Source organism: Microcoleus sp. C2D2 (assembly GCF_036702495.1).
Classification (GTDB): domain Bacteria; phylum Cyanobacteriota; class Cyanobacteriia; order Cyanobacteriales; family Microcoleaceae; genus Microcoleus.
In genome coordinates this window covers 25,758-45,604 of record NZ_JAUBTO010000006.1, presented here as the reverse complement: position 1 = coordinate 45,604, position 19,847 = coordinate 25,758, and the positions used below count along the sequence as shown (strand labels likewise).

Sequence of the window (19,847 nt, the reverse complement as noted above, 5' to 3'; positions counted from 1 at the left end):
CCGATGAAAGTAACCCAGGAAAAACTTCCAGCCAGCCAAATAGGTCTGGAAATCGAAATTCCATCAGAAAAATCAAAACAAGCTTACGAGCAAGTAATTAAACAATTCGCTCGCGAGGTCAATATTCCTGGGTTCCGCAAAGGCAAAGTTCCCCGCCAAGTTTTGCTGCAGCGCCTGGGCCAGACTCGCTTGAAGGCGACGGCTTTGGAAAATTTGATTAATGATTCGCTGCAAAAAGCCCTCGAACAAGAAAAAATTCCGGCAATTGGCAGTTTTGAACTGCGCAGCGAGTTTGAAGAATTACTAGCTAAGTTCGATCCAGAACAGCCTCTGATTTTTTCGGCTAAGGTTGACGTACAACCAGAAGTGAAATTGGGCCAGTACACAGGTTTGCAGCTTCAAGCAGAAGAAGCTAAGTATGATGAGGCTCAGGTAGATGAGGTATTGGCAAAATATCGATCGGACAAAGCTACTTTAATCCCCGCAGAAGGCCGGCCGGCTCAGTTGGGAGACACGGCTTTGGTTGATTTCTCCGGTAGATTTGCGGAAGCACCCGAAGGCGAAACTCCCGCAGAAATTCCCGGCGGTCAAGCAGAAGATTTTCAAGTAGAATTGTCGGAAAATCAGTTTGTGCCGGGCTTTATCCAAGGCATGATCGGGATGAATCCGGGAGAAACCAGAGAAGTTTCTGTTCAGTTCCCCGATGAGTATAGCAGTGAAGAATTAGCGGGAAAACCGGCAGTCTTTACGATAACCCTCAAAGAACTTAAGGAAAAAGAATTGCCGGAGTTGGACGACGACTTCGCCCAAGAAGTCAGCGAGTTTGAAACTTTAGCAGAACTCCGCGCATCCCTCGAAACTAGGTTTAAAGCAGAGCAAGAAAACAAGACCTCAGCTAATAAGGAAAAAGCTATATCAGCAGCCCTCGAGCAGCTAATAGAAGTGGAAATTCCCGAAACAATGCTCGATCGCGAAATCGATTATTTGCTGAATCAACAAGCCGTCCAATTGAAAAATTACGGCATAGATATCAACCAACTGTTTACTGAAGAAAATATGGGCCCGATGCGGGAACGCTCGCGCCCGGAAGCAGTCGCTCGGCTAAAGCAGACTCTAGCTCTGGCAGAAGTAGCTAAGCTAGAATCCTTATCTGTGGAAGACGCAGAAGTAGCAGCAGAAGTAGCAAAAGTCAGAAAGCAGTTTCCCAAAGGAGATTTTGACCCCCAAAGGTTGCAAGAATTTGTCAGGGAAGACTTGCTAAAACAAAAAACCCTGAAATGGTTGGAAGAAAAAGGGACAATCGAACTCGTACCTGAAGGCTCTCTGAATCCCGCAGCAGCAGAATCAGAAGAATCAGACGCTGAAGATTCAGCAGAAGCAGCCACGAGCGTCGAAGTGGAAGTCCTAGGCGAAGAATAGAACTTAAGGTGTTCAAATGTCCTAAGCTGTCGCGCATTTAAATTGTATATTCAGGGCGGGCGGGACGCCCACCCCACAAGACTTTGATTGTTTTTGGCATACAATTTAAATGCCGCAACAGCTTAATTGGGGGCATGAAGTCAACCGTGATTTTAACGGCGCACCCGATCCTTAACTGCAAGCTCCAGGTGCGTACCGCGCACACCATCCTTACTACAAGCTTCGGGTGTCCACTAGAAGCAGCGATGATTTACAAGTAGGTCTTTTAACTCATTCACCCCGCCGCGAGCCTTGCGAGTCACGCCCGCGCCCTTGCCGAACACAGAAAGCCATCTCACACACTCAAAACTCGGCATTCCCCCGATATCCGTTCATCCGAGGCATAATAGTTAAAAGCTGGCGGCTTAATTTAAAGCAAAATCAGCAGCAGTAAATTGTCTAGAATCCTTGACTGGTGTCTTATGGTTGTATCTCAATCTTCCAATTACCTAATTACAAGCTATAACGATTTTGATGTCAGCGACCGCCCCAGCAATGTAGTGCCGATGGTACTAGAACAGTCGGGGATGGGCGAGCGGGCCTTTGACATTTACTCGCGCTTGCTGCGGGAGCGAATTGTGTTTTTAGGAACTCCCGTAACCGACGAAGTTGCTGACTCGATAGTGGCTCAGCTATTGTATCTAGATGCCGAAGACCCAGAAAAAGATGTCCAAATGTACATTAATTCCCCCGGTGGGTCGGTGACGGCCGGCATGGCAATTTATGACACAATGCAGCAAATCCGCCCTGATGTGGTGACGATTTGTTACGGTTTGGCAGCGAGTATGGGCGCATTTCTGCTGACAGCAGGAGCCCACGGGAAGCGGATGTCTCTTCCGAGTTCCCGGATTATGATTCACCAGCCACTCGGAGGCGCTCAAGGTCAAGCAGTTGATATTGAGATTCAAGCCAAGGAAATCCTTTATCATAAGCGTAAGCTGAATGAACTGTTAGCGCACCACACAGGTCAACCGCTCGACAAATTAGAGGCTGATACAGAGCGCGACTTTTTTATGTCGGCCGAGGAAGCCAAAAATTACGGTTTGGTCGATCGAGTTATCGAAAAGGAAAACCTTCCGACGGCGGGAGAGAATGTCACTGCACTGAATTAAGAGGCTGTTATGTCTAAGTACGACTCCCATCTAAAATGTTCCTTTTGTGGCAAGTCTCAAGAGCAAGTGCGCAAGTTGATCGCAGGCCCAGGGGTGTATATCTGCGACGAATGCGTTGACTTGTGCAATGAAATTTTAGATGAGGAGTTGTTCGATTCGAGTGCAGTGCCCCCAGCGGCGGTGGCTCCGAAGCAGGAAACGACGCAAAAGCGCCGCGCTACCTCGGGCAAAAGTATGTCGATGAGCCAAATTCCGAAGCCGAGGGAAATTAAAAATTACCTCGACGAAAACGCCATCGGGCAAGATGAGGCGAAAAAGGTGCTCTCGGTGGCAGTTTACAACCACTACAAGCGCCTCAGCTTTATCCATGCAAAAAATAGCGGCAAGCACCCGCCGGAAGAAGTAGAACTGCAAAAATCGAATATTTTGTTAATCGGGCCGACCGGGTGCGGAAAAACTCTGCTGGCTCAGACTTTGGCGGATATGCTAGACGTGCCGTTTGCGGTGGCTGACGCGACGACGCTGACGGAAGCGGGCTATGTCGGGGAAGATGTGGAAAATATTTTGCTGCGGCTGCTGCAAGTGGCAGATATGGACGTGGAAGAGGCGCAGCGCGGAATTATTTATATTGATGAAATTGACAAAATAGCCCGCAAGAGCGAAAATCCTTCGATTACCCGGGATGTGTCTGGGGAAGGCGTGCAGCAGGCGCTGTTGAAAATGCTGGAGGGGACGATCGCCAATGTACCTCCCCAAGGCGGCCGCAAGCATCCCTATCAAGACTGCATCCAAATTGATACCAGCAATATCATGTTTATTTGCGGCGGCGCTTTTGTCGGTCTAGAGAAAGTGATAGAGCAGAGAACGGGTAAAAAGTCAATGGGTTTTATTCAGCCCGGAGAAGCTCAGCCGAAGGAAAAGCGGGCTGCTGATGTACTCAAGCAACTGGAACCGGATGATTTGGTGAAGTTTGGGATGATTCCTGAGTTTATTGGGCGGGTGCCGGTGGCGGCGGTGTTAGAGCCGCTGGATGAGGAAACGCTGATGGCGATTTTGACTGAGCCGCGCAATGCTTTGGTTAAGCAGTATCAAAAGCTGCTGAAGATGGATAATGTGCAGTTGGACTTTAAGCCGGATGCGATACGGGCGATCGCCCAGGAAGCATACCGCCGCAAAACAGGAGCGCGGGCGCTGCGGGGAATTGTCGAAGAATTGATGTTGGATGTGATGTACGAGTTGCCGTCGCGCAAGGATGTTGCCCGGTGTACGATTACTAAGGAAATGGTCGAGAAGCGATCGACCGCCGAGCTGTTGGTACTTCCGTCTTCGCTGCCCAAGCCAGAGTCAGCTTAAAAGCAAGGTTTTCAGCACAGCCACCTATGGAATCTCGCATTCAATCATACCTGCGCTTTGCCGCGAGCCAGCAGCGTGACACCGAGCGGATCGGGCCGTTCCTCGCTACCTTCAGTCGCCACAGCGCCAACCCTTATCTCAATTATTCGATTCCCGACGACGGCGCCGCACCCTCCCTCGCCGATGTTAAGGCCCTAATCGCTGCGTACTCTGTGCGCGGGCGAAAGCCGCGTTTGGAGTATGTCGCGAAACTAGCCCCTGCTGTCGAAGAAACGCTGATATCCGCCGGTTTCACCGTTGAGGGACGCTTGCCGCTGATGACTTGCACTCCGGGTTCCGAGAAATTGCTTCCCCTCCCCCCGGACATCGAACTGATTGTGCCAGTTTCCGAAGCCGAGATCCTCGGTACAGCCGCGGTGCAACACGAGGCTTTCACAGAGGCTGCACCAACCCCTGAAGACGTTGACAGTCTTCGGAAAACTCTGGCTGCAGGTGGCATCGCCGTACTCGCTCGCCTAGCAGCAACGGGCGAACCTGCGGGGGCTGGAATGTGTACTGTGCCGGCACATCAGACGACAGAAATCGCCGGTATCGGCGTGCGCGTCCCTTTCCGCCGGCGGGGCATAGCAGGGGCTTTGACGGCCCGGCTGGTGCGAGAAGCTTTCGACGCGGGTGTTGCAGTGGCGTTTTTGATGGCGGGACACGAGGAGGAATTCCGAGTTTACACCCGTGCTGGATTTTGTGCGATCGGCGAAATTTTGCACATTTCGCTCCCGCAAGCATAGATTTACCGAAAATTACAGGGTCTAAAGCCTCGTCCTTTTAGGACGACTTTTTATTCTTGGTCGTGATAATATTGCAATGTGGCTAGGGTATTCAACCACATTAAAAACCCAGTCGCCTGAAGGCAACGCACCTTGAAAACTGAAGTTATGGGGTTCCGCGCAGAAAAGCTTGTGCGGGTAAAAACTTCGAGCAACAAGTACCAGAGAAACCAGTATTTTGGGTTTTGAATTGTACCGTGGGGCACACGGGAACAAGACTCTGCAATGAGTCGAAAGCTTGAGGACAGAACCATCTCTGGTAAGTACAGGAAGCTGTACTTATTAAGTGGACTGAATGATACAAGAATCTCTGCCCTTCTAGGGCGGAGAGTTGTCAACAATCTATGAAATCATCCTCACCTAACTCAGGAGATAACTCGGAAAAATCCGGTTGAGATTCCAATCTAAAAGTTTCCGACTCCCAAATCTCCAAGTCATTCGACAAATCGACTACTTCCCCGTCAAACATATCAGCCAATTGCCTAGCCGAATTTGCGACATTTCGCGCGTCATCACGCACCGCTACAGCCCGATCTTTAGAGTCATTCTGAGAGTCTGTAGAACCGTTTGTGGGCGATCGCACTTCGGACATTAGGGGCACATTAGCGGCGGTATTTTCAGCCGCTGAAGAGTCTTTTTGCTCTTCTCCATCCTTTCCCAAAAAATCATCAGGAATCTCAGAACCCGCAGACTATGGAATCATCTTCATCTGAGTCAGAAGACAACTCAGGAAAATTTTCCTCAGATTCCAATCTAAAAGTTTCCGACTCCCAAATCTCCAAGTCATCCGACAAATCGACTACTTCCCCGTCAAACATATCAGCCAATTGCCTAGCCGAATTTGCGACATTTCGCGCGTCATCACGCACCGCTACAGCCCGATCTTTAGAGTCATTCTGAGAGTCTGTAGAACCGTTTGTGGGCGATCGCACTTCGGAAATTGCCGGCAGATTAACGGCAGTATTTTCAGCCGCTGGCGGGTATTTTTGTTCCTCTCCCTCATCCCTAGAAAAATCATCGAAAATCTCAGAATCCGCCGAGTGCTGCACCTGTTGATTCGCATCACTCACAGGATTAGAATTCCTGGGATTTTCGCCAACACGTCCGTTAGAAGTTGGCAAATCCTTGGGGCGGGAACTATTAGTTTCAGCGGGATTTGTCAAGCCCAGTTTTACTGTTACTCGACGGTTAAAAACTTGCAAAAAAGCTTCTTCAATATTAGCTACTCTGCCTTTAACCATATCGAGCAACGGCTGCGAACTAATCTTAACATAAGCAGCATCATTGCTAAAAATTACTAGCTGTCCATGTTGGCGAAGCAGCGATTGAGTGCCATGCGGTCGCACGCGGTCAAGTACCTGTTCCCACACTCGATTTAAATCGATTTCATCGCCTGAATTAGTCGGTGAATAATTTGTTTGATTCGTTTCCGCAGTTGGTACAGGTGCGGGAATCGCTGCAGGAGGTGTGCTTTCTGTTCGATTAGCCACAGGCTGCGAGTGAGGCGGAGGATTTTGCGAATTGGCAGCGGGAGGCGGTTCGATATTAGATGTCTGCTTCCCCCCCGAAGCTTGGGGGGGCTGGGGGGGGTGAATTTGTGATGGAGCAATATTTTTAGCTGGTTCGGCTGTTGGTTGTGGCTGAGTTCTAATTGCTGAGGGCAACAATCCCAATAGCGTTACTTCCAGCCACAAACGCGGCTGAGTGGTATTTTTTATTTGCACTTCATGGGTTTGCAAATGTTTCTGACCGGCCAAAATTAACTCGGTTTCCCAATTCAGGGCAAAATTGCAAAGTTTGCCCCAAGTTGCATCGGTTAAAGCTACTAAATTTGACCGTTCTGGTGCAGATTTGGCTATTAGCAAATCTCGGTAAAAGCTCGCGAGACTTTGCAGCACGATTAGCGGTTCCCGACCGCGATCCATGAGGTGGCGGGTCATGTCTATTAATGCTGTAGGGTTATCATTTTTAATAGCTTGCAGCAACTCCATTAAGTCATTCTCTGGGACGGCGCCAACTAAATCCCAAACTTTTTCGACTGTTACTTGACCGGGAAATAAGCTCAGTTGGTCGAGCAAACTTTCGGCATCTCGCAGACCTCCTTGGGCTAGCTGAGCAATCATTTGTACTGCATCGCTAGCAATATTGATATTTTCTAATTTGGCAATTTTGTGTAAGTGAGCAATCATTGAGTCGAGGGGGATGCGGCGAAAATCAAATTTTTGGCAGCGAGAGATGATGGTTGGCAAGACTCTTTGTGGGTCGGTTGTGGCGAGAACAAATACAACGCGATCTGGCGGTTCTTCTAATGTTTTTAATAAGGCATTAAATGCCTGGGTACTGAGCATATGAACTTCGTCAATTACATATACTTTATAGCGGCACTGTACGGGGGAAAATTGAGATCGTTCGATCAAATCCCGAATGTTATCTACTCCGGTGTTGCTGGCGGCGTCAATTTCGATGACATCTAGTGTCGAACCTCGGGCAATTTCTTGGCAAACGTTGCATTTGCCGCAGGGTGTCGGGGTGGGGGCAACTGTAGAAATACAGTTGAGAGATTTGGCGAAAATTCTGGCACTAGAGGTTTTACCTGTGCCTCTGGGGCCGGTGAATAGATATGCTGGTGCTATGCGCTCTTGTAGGATGGCGCTGGTGAGGGTTTGGGCTATCGCCTCTTGACCGACTAATTCGGCAAATGTCTGAGGGCGATATTTGTGGTGCAGGGGTTCGTAAGTCACGATCGAATATGGGTGGTATTAGCTGTAATCTTAGCTAAGGAGACGTTGTTCGATCGCACCACAGCTCGATTTTCACCCCAAGCCACCCCGTGGGCTTGCACCGCGTCCGCGATGGAACAGTAGCAATTAGCACCCTCCCAACGTCCGCCCCTCGATCGTCCGGGCTCACGGCTGTTCTCCTTGATGTTTTCCGCTGCTAGCTCCCAGAGTTACTATTAATTTATGTGTATTACTTTTTATTTTGCTAGAAACGGAGACCGCCGAAGAAACATTTTTTTTTAGCTGTATTGGTATAATATATTACAGACTATTCACGGTTTCTTTTTGCCAATGCCAGCGCGGGATTTTCCGATATTTCGGAAACCTGCTTGCAGTTAAAGATAAAGTATCAATTAGAGGGTGCGTACTCCTGTTGCAGAAATCCAGTTGTACCAAGATGATGGTGGAATGATGTCAATGTTGGTTGATCCAGTTGCACTACCAGCTCTACTCTGGACTCCTGTTATAAATATAGCGTCAAATTTTACCCTTTAAAAGCCCATGTCAACCCAAATAATCCTTGTAGAACCAAGGTTGGCAGTAGCCTCTCCCAAACCTAAACAGGCTAAACCCGGAAATCCGTCCTCAGACCAACTCTTGATGGGAGGGTCGGGATTAATGTTGTTATTGCTTCTCGGTTTAGCGGTGTTTACCAAGCTAAAACTCGGCGATTTGAGCAAAAAGCTCAAATTTGAGGAGTTTAGAACTCGAGAGCTCCAGAAAAAATACAAAATGGCTCTGGAAACCATATCAAAGATGGAAAAGAATCCCGACCTTATCCACTCGCGAGACTTTAATTTAGACTACCTGAGAATGCGGATGGCGGAAGAAGTCTTTCACTTTGCCATTGTGAATCAGATCAAGGTAAAAGTCAAAGAAAAAATTAGTATTGCCCTGCGTCCGACTCAGGGTGCAGTGGGAGATAAAAACGGGAATGCCGGCACCGGCAGGCAAGTGGATTCGATGTTTGATATCGAATACGAAACTGGCGATCCCGCCGTAAAAATAGAAAAACGAGTGCTGTTTCGGATTCAAATTAAGCTGATGAAACTGCCGACTCAGGCAACATCGGCGACAATTAATCAAATTATTGACTGTTTGGAAACTTATCTGAGTCCTTCAGACGACCACGACAGTTGGCAGCCGACAATTCAAGGTCGGATCGTTCATATTGAGTGGGATCAAAAAGCAAAGCCGACGCCGATGTTGGTGCTGGAACAGTCGAATGAAGGGGTGAATGTTACCTTTAGGACTACGAGAACGCCTACCGGCAGACCTGCAAATGAGGCTGAGGGCCAGTTGGCAGTAGCGAAAAGCCCAAAAAGCGGCAAAAGTAGTTCTAAAAGTCCAGCCAAAGGTGGGACAAAAAGTCCTGCTAAGGTAGGAGGAAAGCGTCCCGGTTCTCGGAAATAAGTTGAGGTGGATTAATTTTATTTTCCCGAAAGAACGCCTGTGGCAGCCGCTGTTGATGTATCTTGTGCGAGGTAGCCGTCTTCCATGTGAATAATGCGATCGGCTATGTCTAAAATGCGGTTGTCGTGGGTGACAAGCAAAATAGTGCACTGCTGTTCTTTGGCCAAACCTCGCATAATTTCTACCACATCTCGACCTGATTTACTGTCTAGTGCTGCTGTGGGTTCGTCTGCTAATACTAATTTCGGCTGGCCCACTAACGCCCGGGCGATCGCAACTCTTTGTTTCTGTCCGCCAGAAAGGCTGTCCGGGTAATAATCCATTCTTTCTCCCAAGCCTACAGCTTGCAGCATTCCCTCTATTTTATCATTAGTTTCTTGGCGAGAAAGATGGCTGTGCAGTTCTAAAGACATTTGCACGTTTTGCCTAGCTGTCAAGCATTTGAGCAAATTGTGAGCTTGGAAAATATAGCCGATGTCGCGGCGGACTTTAACTAATTTATTTTTCCCCGTTCCCCGCAATTCTTGACCGAGAATTTTAAGACTACCTTCTTGGATCGATCGCAAAGCTCCAATCAAGGTTAATAATGTTGTTTTACCAGACCCAGAAGGCCCAGTCATCAGCACGATTTCGCCCGGATAAATTTCGAGGTTGATGTCAAATAATGTCTGTTTGCGAAGTTGACCTTCGCCGAAAGAATGATTGAGATTTTTAATCGAGACAACTGGTAAAGTCTTCATAGTTATGAGTTATTTCTTATTTGTTACTTGTTGTTTTTTATTTGATAATTCCTCCTGCTTCAATCGGTGTATCCCTGTCAAAATCCGTGTTCTTCCTTCCTTAAAAAATATCCGCCGGGTCAGCGGCCTGCAACTTCCTAACTGCGATCGCCCCCGACACAAAACACATGATCACTGTCATTGTAAACACAGTTACAACTTTTCCCAAATTCATGTACATCGGTAAATTCGTAGCTGTTCTAGCTAAACCGTATAGCCCCACAGAAATCCCAAGTCCTGGCAGATAACCAAGGATTGCCAAAATTAAAGCCTCTTGAAAAACCACACTCAAAAAGTAACCGTCTTTATATCCCATCGCCTTTAACGTAGCGTATTCTGGCAAATGGTCATTAACATCAGTATAGAGAATTTGATAGACAATCACGATTCCAACGATAAACCCCATTGCCGCGCCGAGAGTAAAAATAAATCCGATCGCCGTGCTTTCTTCCCAATATTTTTTCTCAAAAGCTACAAACTCTTCTTTAGAAGCAATTGTCACGTCTTGCGGTAAAGTTGCCCTCATTTTTGCAATCACCGCTTTGACATCTGTTCCCGGCTGCAAGTGAACAATTCCGATATCAATTAAACCTCTACTTCTTCTCCTATGAAAAATCCGTATAAAGTTCAAATCGCTAGTAATAATATTGCCATCAGCACCGAAAGATGCTCCTAAAGTAAATAACCCCTCTACAGTAACGCTGCGGTTATCTATTTCAGTTTGCACAGGCTTTCCCTGGTTGAAATATTCTGCTACTGGCCCAAACTCCGGCCGCGAAGCTCGATCGAATAAAACGACATCGGAAAGTTGGATTTTGTCCAAATTATCTTGGACTTCCGGCATTTCAAAGATGGGATGAGCGGGGTCAAAACCGATTACCATCAGTTGGCGGGTATTGCTTTTGTCTGGGGCGGGATTTTTCCACAAACCAAAGCCTATATATACCGGGCTAATTCCTGTAACGCCATTAAAACTCAAAGCTTGATACAAACGCCGCTGGGGAAAACTTTTCATGGCTATTAAAGCCGTTGACTGGGTGCTGGTGATGAAAATATCGCCTTTTAGCTGTGCATGAAAGCTGACGGCACTTTCCAATAGTGCATCTCTAAACCCGAACTGTATAAACATCAGCAAGTCGGCGAAGCCAATGCCGGCTAGCGCGATTACTAAGCGCATTTTTTCGCTGGTTAACTGTGCCCAAGCTAGCGGTATTTTTGCCATAATCATCCGATTTTAGATTTGAGATTTTGGGTTTGGGATTGAATAATTTTAGGACTTAAGCACGGGTGTTGAGAAACGGTTTTTTTTACCCTTATATTTGATTCAAACCCTTAATCTCGGTAAAAAAACAGGTTTCTTGAGTCCCCATGCGTAAGTCCTGTCAACGTAAAATTTAGATATTTATTTTGACATCAACCTGCAAGTTTGTTAGGGCTGCAACTTTCTTGCTCGATTCCGGATCGAGGCGAATTCTTACTTCGACAACTCTAGCATCGGTGTCGGCTGCAGGGTCTGTATTGAGGACATCTTTTTTGCCGATTTGTTTGCCGATGCGAGCGACTGTTCCTTCCAAAGTGCCTGCAAATACGGGGCTGGTGACGGTAGCGCGCTGCCCGTCTCGCACTTTTTCGATGTCGGTTTCGTAAACTTCTGCTACGGCATACATTTGGTCGGTGCGGCCTAGTTCTACGATGCCGTCTTGAGTGTTGATGCCTTCTCCTTGTCGGGCGTGAACTTTGAGAATGTAGCCGGATACGGGTGCTTTGACGTAGCTTAAGTTTAAGTCTACTTGAGCTTTTTGTTTTGTGGCGATCGCACTTTCGACGGTGGCTTGGGCGGCTTGCACGTCTTCGGGACGGACTTCGGCAATTTGGTCGAGATTTGCTTTGGCTTGATTGATTTGTTCTTGGCCGGTTTCTGCTTTTTGTTTGAGTATTGCTTCGGCTTGATTGATTTGTTCTCTACCGGTTTCTATCGTTTGATTTAAGGTGGCTCTAGCTTGGTTAACTTCCTGCCGGCCTGTTTCTAACTTGCGTTTGAGATTGGCTCGCGATTGATTGATTTCCTGCTTGCCGGTTTCTACTGTTTGTTTTAATGTGGCTTGAGTTTCAACTATCTCCTCTTGTAAAGTTTGTACGGTTTTATTTAAGATAGCTCGAGCTTCTTTGACTCTCTGGCGAGCCGTCTCTACTACTAAGCGTTTGGTGTCGTAGGCGGAGGCAGAAATTGCACCTGATTCTGAGAGTTCTTTATTGCGTTGTTCCTCAGCTTCGGCGTTTTTCAATTCGGCTTTTAGCCGATCGACTGTAGCGTTTTGAGAGGCTATTTCGCCGCGCAATTGAGCTTTTAGTCTAGCCAATTTGGATTGCTGCACCTCTGTTTGTCTTTGGAGTTGTGCCTCAAATTTGGCAAGATTAGCTTCTTCGGCTTCGATTTCTCTTTGCAGCGCGGCCTCGAATTTGGCGACGTTAGCTTGTTCGGCTTCGGTTTCTCTTCGCAGTTGAGCTTCTAAGCGGGCGACATTGGCTGCTTCGCCTTCGGTTTCTCTTTGCACTTGTGCTTCAAACTTGGCAACTTCTGCTTTCCCGGCGCCGACAACGCCTGTTTTTGCGCCTGCTTTAATTTTCGCTAATTCTGCTTGTTTGACTTTGACTTCTTTGTCGGCTTGTTGGAGGATTGCTTGGAACCGATCGCGCGTATCTAGAACTGCTATGATTTGTCCTTTACTGACTCGATCGCCCTCTTCCACCTGCAAGAGTTCTATTCTTGCTCCCTCCGACGCTGAAGGGGCTGACAATTTGATAACTTCCCCCTCTGGAGTCAACCTACCCAAAGCGGTAACGCTGGGGGTGGGGGCGGGAGTTGCAGCAGCCCTTGCAGCCGCTGCCTTTAACTCTTCGGCTTTTCTAAGTTGAGATACTTGCCAAAAACCCACTCCTGCGGTAATAACAGTAGCAGCGATCGCTAAACCGATGACTCCTCGCCCTGGGGGTTTTAAAAATGATTTATCCTTGACACGTGATTCCTTGCCCATGACTTATAAAGTAGGTGATTTCCTCATTAAGTTTTCTTCACCTACTGTGAAGTATTGTAAACACTTTTAAGCTATTTAGGGAAATCAAAAAGCACCTCGGTCATGTAATGTTCGGCCCAATCTTGACCGAAAGCTTTTTCGAGTACGCGGCGGGTTTTGTCGTTTTGTTGCTGCTGGGTGCAGTAGTAAATTTGAGCGTCTAGAATTTTCGATCCTTCGGCTGCGGAGACTGGTTCGCAAGCTACTGCCTGTTGGCAGTGAATTTCAACGTAGGATTGAACAATATCCAAAAACCGGGTTTCTTCTTCGAGAGACTCTGGCCGCACAAACAGACAAAATTCTGAGAAAATATCCCCCCATTCGGGAATTTGGCGGGGACAAGAAAATTGGTCGATCTGCAAACTTTCCAGTTGGGTTCGGTAGGTTTCCGACAAAGTTCGATCGGGATTGAGGGGAGAAAGGTCTGCGATCGCGGCGCTAACTTTGCCTTTGCCTGCTACTATATCCGTACCGAACATCGGCAAAGCATAATTCGGTCTGGGAAACATCACGCAGTGCAGGATATCCAGCAGCGGCCCGACTTTAGCGAGTTCGAGATGTATTTTGCGGAACTGGGGCGTTTGATAGCAGCGGTTTTCAATGATCAGTTTTTCTCCTTCCAGGCGCCCTTCTACGTATCCCAACTCAGCGGGCAGGTGGTAGGGTTCGAGGTCGAGATAGCGATGCCATACTGCTTCCATCCGATCTGCTAAATCGCGGATGAGATGGTGCTGTTGGTCGCGCAGAGAAGGCTGGGATATTTCTAACATTCCTATTTAGCGGCCGATAGCTTAATAAAACTTGATTCTACTGTTGCACGATGCAGGAAAAAAGGTAGATACTTTTAAGGATATCAGCATATCGACTTGCCGAGCCAGCAAGTTTTACGGGAGATTTTGTATGTTTGGTCTGGGATTGCCCGAAATGGGCATTATTGCGGTGGTCGCTATTTTAATTTTCGGCCCCAAGAAGATTCCTGAGTTAGGAAATGCCTTGGGGAAAACCTTGCGTAGTTTTAAGGATGGCATCAGTCAATCTGATGATGAAGCTGTTGATAAGGAGAAGGATCGAGAAGAAGAGGGTCAGCCGAAAGTGTAAATTAGGTTGGTAGTGAGGACTTTATTCCTCATTTTTAAGAAGGAAAGTCCTCACTAAGAACCTATTCGGGAAAATTGCCTTCTCTAATTTCGAGGGAATAATCTTTCACAGCTTGGGTAATTGTTTCTCGCAAATTGGCGTAAGCTTTCGCAAAAGGCGGCTGTTTTTCAGAAAGTCCCAACAAATCGGAAGTAACTAAAACTTGGCCGTCGCAGTGCGGCCCCGCGCCGATACCAATGGTGGGAATAGTTAATTTTTGGGTAATTTGAGCGGCTAAGTCTGCGGGAATGTGTTCTAAGACGATCGCAAACGCACCTGCTTCTTGAAGCGCGATCGACTCTGCTATGATGCGATCGGCTGCTTGGGCGGTTTTTCCTTGTTTTTTGTAGCCGACTTGGTGTACCGACTGCGGAGTTAAACCGACGTGTCCCATCACCGGAATTCCGGCGGATGTTAGCTGCGAAACTGTGGCGGCCATTGCTGGGTATCCACCTTCCAATTTTACAGCTTGAGCGCCGGTTTCTTTCAAAACTCTCCCGGCCGAGTGCATGGCTTGCTGGGGACTTTCTTGGTAAGTCAAAAACGGCAAATCGACCACAATTAATCCTTGTTTAACTCCACGGCGCACTGCTTTAGCGTGGTGCAGCATTTCATCGAGGGTTAGCGGCAGAGTTGTGTCGTAGCCTAAGACTGTCATTGCGAGGGAATCGCCCACTAGGATGATATCTACGCCTGCTCTATCGATGAGTTGGGCGATCGCATAATCATAAGCTGTCAGCGCGACAATTGGTCGCCCTTGTTGTTTCCACTGAATTAATTGATGGGTAGTGACTGACATTTTAGTGCAAAAATATAATATTATTTCTGGGTATTACTAATCATATCAAATCCGGTTGATTCGTCCTTGTATAATTTGCGCTGTACAATTTGCGCGATGTAGGGGCGGGTTTTACCAACCATCTATGTTTAAAACTAAGTATATAGTAAACCCGCCACCCTCATGCTAAAAGACAATGGGCAGTGTATTTATGGCAAAAACCATAGGAATTTTACACCCGAATATAACTTTGGTTTCCCTCTGCCGGCAAAACAATCAACCGCTGATTTTTCAAATCGGGTTCTAAACCCAAATCTTCCAGGGGAATTAAGCCGAGTAAAGGTTCTTCTCCGGCAGGAATTTCTACACAATCATACCTGCCTTCTCGTCCAGCTACCGCAAGAGTCACATCTTTGAACAGACGAAATTTTCGGGTTCCTATTGCCGTATGTCCGTCGATTTCACCTAGCATTGGCAAACCCAACTGACTGATAATATTTGCTGGTAAGCAGAGTCTAGTTGCTCCTGTATCGACTAAGACATTATCGATGGTGATAGAGCGTATTTGCTCTGCGGGGATGAACCCTCTTTCTCCCAGAATTTCATCGATGTGATTGGTGACGGTTATTGTTGCGGTTACTCTGCCCATTTTTTTATCCTTTTGTTTTGATACGCAATGCAATTGCACATTTCTCAATAATCTTGTGACTGTGCAGGATCACCATCTTATATTTTAGCAAAATCAGTAGCTAAACGAGCTTGGCATTACTAATTCAAAACTTACGCCTCAACAACGTAATTCTCTTATTATTCGCTGTGTATTTTAATCCCCAACCTTACTTGAGCGTTATGCGTTAATTTTCTTACAAATCTGCTTGAATTTTTTGTATCTCTGTCAGCAGGGGTAGCTGTAGTTCTTTACAAATTTCCTCGGCTTGATTTAGGTAATATTGCATCATTGGCTGTATGCCAATTACGCACTTAAGCAGAGTTTTTGCTAACTCTATGAGTACCTTTAAAGTATGCAAACTATCGCCCCCAGCATTATTGTCAATATTGTTCAGCAGCATCTCGCTACTTTGAATATTTTCAATTGCTTGCTCAATTTTTCTTATCTCCTGAAACTTTTTGCCCAAATTATATACCTTATTTGCCTTATCCCGGGAATTTCCATCACTTTCAAGCTTAATACATTCACTCAAAATATCGAAAAACTTTTGATATTCTTCGAGTCCATTGTGCGCTGTAACTAAACCTTTGATTGGATATATGTCCTCATGTTTATCTGCCTCATTCATATAACTTTTTAAAGGTTCTTGTACCCAAGTTATTACCGTTTTATATTTGTGGATATTTGCACAAAAATTACCCACCAGGTTAAGCAGATAAGTTGTACATTTAATAGGCTCCTGTTTTTGGGAGATTATCGCTATATATTGGTTAAAATAATTAATTGCTAACTCGTACTTTTTCAATCCTATGTATGTATTAGCTAAATTAGCAAATGCGAGAGCTTCTCCTTCTGTAAAGCTGTTGTGACAAGCAACTTTTAAGGCTTGGCTAAAATATGAAATAGCTAAATCATAGTTGCCATTATAATAGTTAAAGTATCCAAGTTTATTTGAGACTTGATATTCAATTTCGTAGTCTGCAATTTCCAGACAAATCGCTAAAGAATCCTGCAAACATTTAATAGTAAGTTGGTGATTTCCTAGATAATCATGACCTCTTGATATATAAAACAAAGTCGTTGCCTCTGCTTTTTTGTTTCCATTTTTCCGGGCAATAGACAAAGCTTCCTGTAGATATTCGCTGGCAATATCAAATTGTTGGCTCGACTGGTAGACTAAACCAAGATTACACAAGATATCAATATGAATTGCAGCGGAAGTTACTAATTGTCCTCCTTTTTTCCAATCAACTGGTATCAGTTTGCTGTACAAATATATCAAGAGTTTAAAATGACTCCAGTAGCGCAGAGACTCGCAAGCATCGGAAATTGCGCTCGCAGCTTCATCCCAATCCTCTGCTTGGCAGGCATGATAGTGTGCTAACAGCAGCGGTTTAATATCATGAATACTTTTCCATTCAGTTTTAGGCTTCAGGGGAAGGTTCAGAAAGTAGCGGTATGCTTGCTGATTAGCGGTGCGGAAACTTTCAGGATGTTGACACAGCAAGCGATAAGCTTTTTCTTGAATTAAGGGATGCAACTGGTAAGATTCGATTTGGCGATCGTAGTCGAGAAATTGTCGGCGTTTTAAAGCTAGGATGACGTTTTCTTTTAAGTCATATTCGCTCAACTCTGGCATCTGGGCTGCAATTACTGCAAAATTTAGCGGATATTCTGATGTTTGACAGACAGAAATTCGCAGCAGACAAGTTTTTTCTGGTTCGCTCAAACGGACAAACACTTCCTCGATTAAATTTTCAATATCTCGAATTAGCAGCCAGTTGCGATCGCGCAAAAACCTCTCTACTTTTCCTTCAAATTCACTGTCGTCTTGAATCAATGCCGCTATCATTTCCAAAGCTTTTGGATGTCCTTGATAAGATTCAGCTAGTGCAGTTAATTCTGACTGAGTAGCTGATAACTCAAAACTTTGCAGGATGGCAACAGCAGCATCGATATCCAATCCGTCCAGAGAGATAGTTTTAGTGGCGCGACGGGGCAATTCTGCTAAATTTTCCCTACAGGTAAATATGACTTTGCTTTGATGTTCTGTTTCTGCTAACTGTTTGAGCAGCCAAGCATATTCAGGGTAGGATGCAGCAAAATATCCTGCTCGACTTGCCTGTCCAGTTTGCAAGATTGTCTCGACGTTATCCAGCACTATTAAACAAGGCTGCTTTTTGAGTAAGTCGATCAGCCTTGCTGTTTTTTTTAGATAATCATCTTGAACGGTGGCGGCGCTGGTAATTGCGCCGCCGGAGAGGGAAGACAACAGCGAGTCAACAATCCAATCAAAACCAGGGGCAATACCTGTAGCAGAACGCAAAGATTCCCATGCTACGGCGGCAAAGTGTGTTGTTTCTGATTGAAGTTGACGCACTAATTGAGAGGTGAGAGTTGTTTTGCCAATACCTGCTAAACCCACAACGCAGAGGGATGTAATTGTAATTGCTCTGGTATCCGGATCTAGCAGTTGATTTTTGATAGTTTCGAGTTCTTGAATTCGCCCTGCAAAATTTCTAACTGGGGGCAACTTTTCCGGCAGAGTAAAACTCCGAGGATTGGGGATTTGTGTTCCCTCTGTTGCAAGCTGTGAGTAAGGCACAGCTTTGTTACGGGGGAGAGAATTTTCTACGGTGCGATCGACAACTTCTTCCCAATTTTCGATTCCTAAGGTCCGACAGATTCTAATAAATGTATCGTACTGAATCGGTTGCTTTGCCCAAAACCGTCTCAAAGTAGCTTTTGAGGTTAAAGCATCGCTGCACAAGACTTCTGCTGCTTTGTCCCATCCTTTCTGCCGTCGAGCTCTTTCAAGAATTTGGAACCCTTCAGCGGACATTTTCAGAGAAGCCATGCTCATCCTTAATCAATTTGCACTTTCACTTACATTATCGCTAGCTCAAAGGATTATGCCTAGTTTTTGTCAGATTTTGTTACAGAGAGACTGTGAGTTTTTACTTATAGAACTGAGCAAAATGAGCAAAATGAGTCGTGAAGTTGAGCAAAATGAGCAGCGAGATTGAGCAGTTAGCGACTTTTCCTCAAGACATTATGGAGATATGAGAAACAAGCGCCAGATCGACTCCGATCGCGTCTTCGATCGGTAGTGAAACGATCTCGGCTGCGTGATTACCATAGGGTTGCATATATTAGTAGCGACGTTCGTAAAACTTAAAGAGTGAAAAGCGCAACCAGTCGAACTTTGACAGCAGTAAACCAGCCTGCTTCTAATCGCTGACAGGAACTGTAGTTACCTAAACAAACCAGGATATCCTGTCCCTCAAATGAGTGACACTCAAAAAAGGGACTCGTCGATCGGGTACAGCATTGCTCAGAATAAGTTCAAGAACAACATCTTTTATGCAATACCAAAGAGGAAATTATGTCAGACCAAAATCTGCCGGATCAAAATAAGTCTAACCGAAACATGAATGCCCAGCCGGAAACCGCGTCCGACCAACTTGCGCCTGATGACGCAATAATCGACGGCAACCTTTTTGTAAATGGCAAGGTCGGAATTGGGACCAACAATCTGCAATCACTGTTAAATATTGGCGACGCATTGGGTAATGGTTACCGTTCTTGGATGGAAAGAGGAACGCTAGTTTCTGGCGATACCGATAATGTCTTTTTTGGCTTAAAACGTGAAGAAGGTGGCGACCGTCGAGACGGTGTGATTGCATGGGGGGACAATCCTATTGATGTCTTCAGATTCATTTTTACGGAGGTCGGAGGTCCTGACAATGGACAAGAAATAATGAGGTTGCAGCCAAACGGCAACGTTGGCATCGGGACGCCGAATCCACAATCAATGTTGCATATTGGCGACGGATTACCTACTCCGGGTAGTGGTGGATACCGCTCTTGGATGGTAAGAGGAACGCTAGTTTCTGGGGATAGCGATAATGTGTTTTTCGGCTTAAAAGATGAAGGTACAAATCGCAAAGATGCTGTTATCGCTTGGGGCGACGATCCTAATTCTGATGTCTTCAGATTCATTTTTACAGCAAATGGAGGCCCTGACAATGGACAAGAAATAATGAGGTTGCAGCCAAATGGCAAGGTCGGCATCGGGACGACGAATCTACAATACGGTCGTCTTACGATCGAAGATTCCGCAGTTCCTTTAGCCTTCCGTGAAAGCGATCGCGCAGTAACTGAAGGGGGTCTTTGGCGAATGCCTTTGGATGCTGGTACTTTGCGCTTTGATGTTAATACTTCGGCATCGGGAAATTTTTCACCCTCTATTCAGGTACTGTCAATGTACCCGAATGGCGACCTCAGAGGCGCACGCGATATCTATGCCAATCGCAATGTCTATGCAAACGGCAACGTCGGCATCGGGACGACGAATCCACTTCAATACGGTCGTCTTACGATCGAAGATGGCGCAGTTCCTTTAGCCTTCCGTGAAAGCGATCGCGCAGTAACTGAAGGGGGTCTTTGGCGAATGCCTTTGGATGCTG

Annotated in this window: 16 protein-coding genes; 7 read left to right on the top strand and 9 right to left on the bottom strand. The window is 46.2% G+C overall.

Annotated features, from left to right (window positions below; all coding sequences use genetic code 11):
- Positions 1-3: 3 nt before the first annotated feature.
- From tig to QUB61_RS03650, 4 genes are all read left to right on the top strand, one after another.
- Complete coding sequence (gene tig / locus QUB61_RS03665) at positions 4-1,419, top strand: trigger factor (protein WP_333123767.1); 1,416 nt, start codon at positions 4-6, stop codon at positions 1,417-1,419.
- A 461-nt stretch (positions 1,420-1,880) separates the two neighbouring features.
- Positions 1,881-2,570 (top strand): ATP-dependent Clp endopeptidase proteolytic subunit ClpP, encoded by a 690-nt coding sequence (gene clpP / locus QUB61_RS03660; RefSeq protein WP_333123764.1) that lies wholly within the window; start codon positions 1,881-1,883, stop codon positions 2,568-2,570.
- A gap of 9 nt (positions 2,571-2,579) precedes the next feature.
- Complete coding sequence (gene clpX / locus QUB61_RS03655) at positions 2,580-3,923, top strand: ATP-dependent protease ATP-binding subunit ClpX (protein WP_333123761.1); 1,344 nt, start codon at positions 2,580-2,582, stop codon at positions 3,921-3,923.
- A gap of 26 nt (positions 3,924-3,949) precedes the next feature.
- Positions 3,950-4,708, top strand: coding sequence for a GNAT family N-acetyltransferase (locus QUB61_RS03650; RefSeq protein ID WP_333123758.1), 759 nt, complete (start codon positions 3,950-3,952; stop codon positions 4,706-4,708).
- 373 nt (positions 4,709-5,081) lie between these two features.
- Here QUB61_RS03650 and QUB61_RS03645 read toward each other — a convergent pair whose 3' ends face one another.
- Positions 5,082-5,408, bottom strand: coding sequence for a hypothetical protein (locus QUB61_RS03645; RefSeq protein ID WP_333123755.1), 327 nt, complete (start codon positions 5,406-5,408; stop codon positions 5,082-5,084).
- 16 nt (positions 5,409-5,424) lie between these two features.
- Entirely contained in the window at positions 5,425-7,488 is a 2,064-nt protein-coding gene (locus QUB61_RS03640) for a DNA polymerase III subunit gamma/tau (protein ID WP_333123752.1), read from the bottom strand.
- Positions 7,489-8,028: 540 nt separating this feature from the next.
- Between QUB61_RS03640 and QUB61_RS03635 the strand changes: the two genes are divergently transcribed.
- The gene (locus QUB61_RS03635; RefSeq protein WP_333123749.1) at positions 8,029-8,940 is read left to right on the top strand and encodes a hypothetical protein; all 912 of its coding nucleotides are present in this window, start codon (positions 8,029-8,031) and stop codon (positions 8,938-8,940) included.
- Between the two features lie 17 nt (positions 8,941-8,957).
- Here the strand turns inward: QUB61_RS03635 and QUB61_RS03630 are convergent, their stop codons facing one another.
- The 4 genes from QUB61_RS03630 to QUB61_RS03615 form a co-directional block, all read right to left on the bottom strand.
- On the bottom strand, positions 8,958-9,680 hold the full coding sequence (locus tag QUB61_RS03630) for a DevA family ABC transporter ATP-binding protein (RefSeq protein WP_333123747.1): 723 nt from the start codon (positions 9,678-9,680) through the stop codon (positions 8,958-8,960).
- A gap of 100 nt (positions 9,681-9,780) precedes the next feature.
- Positions 9,781-10,941 carry an ABC transporter permease DevC gene (devC, locus tag QUB61_RS03625; protein ID WP_333123744.1) on the bottom strand — a complete coding sequence of 387 codons (1,161 nt, stop codon included), beginning with the start codon at positions 10,939-10,941 and terminating at the stop codon, positions 9,781-9,783.
- Between the two features lie 172 nt (positions 10,942-11,113).
- Positions 11,114-12,754, bottom strand: a complete 1,641-nt coding sequence (locus tag QUB61_RS03620) for an HlyD family efflux transporter periplasmic adaptor subunit (RefSeq protein ID WP_333123740.1) — start codon at positions 12,752-12,754, stop codon at positions 11,114-11,116.
- 71 nt (positions 12,755-12,825) lie between these two features.
- A complete protein-coding gene (locus QUB61_RS03615) occupies positions 12,826-13,563 on the bottom strand; it encodes a phycocyanobilin:ferredoxin oxidoreductase (RefSeq protein ID WP_333123737.1) in 738 nt (245 codons plus the stop codon).
- A gap of 130 nt (positions 13,564-13,693) precedes the next feature.
- Between QUB61_RS03615 and QUB61_RS03610 the strand changes: the two genes are divergently transcribed.
- A complete protein-coding gene (locus tag QUB61_RS03610) occupies positions 13,694-13,891 on the top strand; it encodes a TatA/E family twin arginine-targeting protein translocase (RefSeq protein ID WP_333123734.1) in 198 nt (65 codons plus the stop codon).
- 61 nt (positions 13,892-13,952) lie between these two features.
- Here QUB61_RS03610 and panB read toward each other — a convergent pair whose 3' ends face one another.
- The 3 genes from panB to QUB61_RS03595 form a co-directional block, all read right to left on the bottom strand.
- Positions 13,953-14,729 carry a 3-methyl-2-oxobutanoate hydroxymethyltransferase gene (panB, locus tag QUB61_RS03605; RefSeq protein ID WP_333123730.1) on the bottom strand — a complete coding sequence of 259 codons (777 nt, stop codon included), beginning with the start codon at positions 14,727-14,729 and terminating at the stop codon, positions 13,953-13,955.
- Positions 14,730-14,940: 211 nt separating this feature from the next.
- Complete coding sequence (locus QUB61_RS03600; RefSeq protein ID WP_333123727.1) at positions 14,941-15,357, bottom strand: aspartyl protease family protein; 417 nt, start codon at positions 15,355-15,357, stop codon at positions 14,941-14,943.
- 214 nt (positions 15,358-15,571) lie between these two features.
- A complete protein-coding gene (locus QUB61_RS03595; RefSeq protein ID WP_333123724.1) occupies positions 15,572-18,235 on the bottom strand; it encodes a tetratricopeptide repeat protein in 2,664 nt (887 codons plus the stop codon).
- 528 nt (positions 18,236-18,763) lie between these two features.
- Here QUB61_RS03595 and QUB61_RS03590 point away from each other — a divergent pair.
- The coding region (locus tag QUB61_RS03590) for a hypothetical protein (protein ID WP_333189821.1) at positions 18,764-19,847 on the top strand (1,084 nt) is incomplete at its 3' end.

Excerpts from the sequence above, each read along its gene's own strand:
- QUB61_RS03610 (WP_333123734.1), top strand. The coding sequence starts at position 13,694 with ATGTTTGGTCTGGGATTGCCCGAAATGGGCATTATTGCGGTGGTCGCT.
- tig (WP_333123767.1), top strand. The coding sequence starts at position 4 with ATGAAAGTAACCCAGGAAAAACTTCCAGCCAGCCAAATAGGTCTGGAA.
- QUB61_RS03635 (WP_333123749.1), top strand. The coding sequence starts at position 8,029 with ATGTCAACCCAAATAATCCTTGTAGAACCAAGGTTGGCAGTAGCCTCT.
- QUB61_RS03650 (WP_333123758.1), top strand. The coding sequence starts at position 3,950 with ATGGAATCTCGCATTCAATCATACCTGCGCTTTGCCGCGAGCCAGCAG.
- clpX (WP_333123761.1), top strand. The coding sequence starts at position 2,580 with ATGTCTAAGTACGACTCCCATCTAAAATGTTCCTTTTGTGGCAAGTCT.
- QUB61_RS03620 (WP_333123740.1), bottom strand. The coding sequence starts at position 12,754 with ATGGGCAAGGAATCACGTGTCAAGGATAAATCATTTTTAAAACCCCCA.
- QUB61_RS03595 (WP_333123724.1), bottom strand. The coding sequence starts at position 18,235 with ATGGCTTCTCTGAAAATGTCCGCTGAAGGGTTCCAAATTCTTGAAAGA.
- panB (WP_333123730.1), bottom strand. The coding sequence starts at position 14,729 with ATGTCAGTCACTACCCATCAATTAATTCAGTGGAAACAACAAGGGCGA.
- QUB61_RS03615 (WP_333123737.1), bottom strand. The coding sequence starts at position 13,563 with ATGTTAGAAATATCCCAGCCTTCTCTGCGCGACCAACAGCACCATCTC.
- QUB61_RS03630 (WP_333123747.1), bottom strand. The coding sequence starts at position 9,680 with ATGAAGACTTTACCAGTTGTCTCGATTAAAAATCTCAATCATTCTTTC.
- clpP (WP_333123764.1), top strand. The coding sequence starts at position 1,881 with ATGGTTGTATCTCAATCTTCCAATTACCTAATTACAAGCTATAACGAT.
- QUB61_RS03600 (WP_333123727.1), bottom strand. The coding sequence starts at position 15,357 with ATGGGCAGAGTAACCGCAACAATAACCGTCACCAATCACATCGATGAA.
- devC (WP_333123744.1), bottom strand. The coding sequence starts at position 10,941 with ATGGCAAAAATACCGCTAGCTTGGGCACAGTTAACCAGCGAAAAAATG.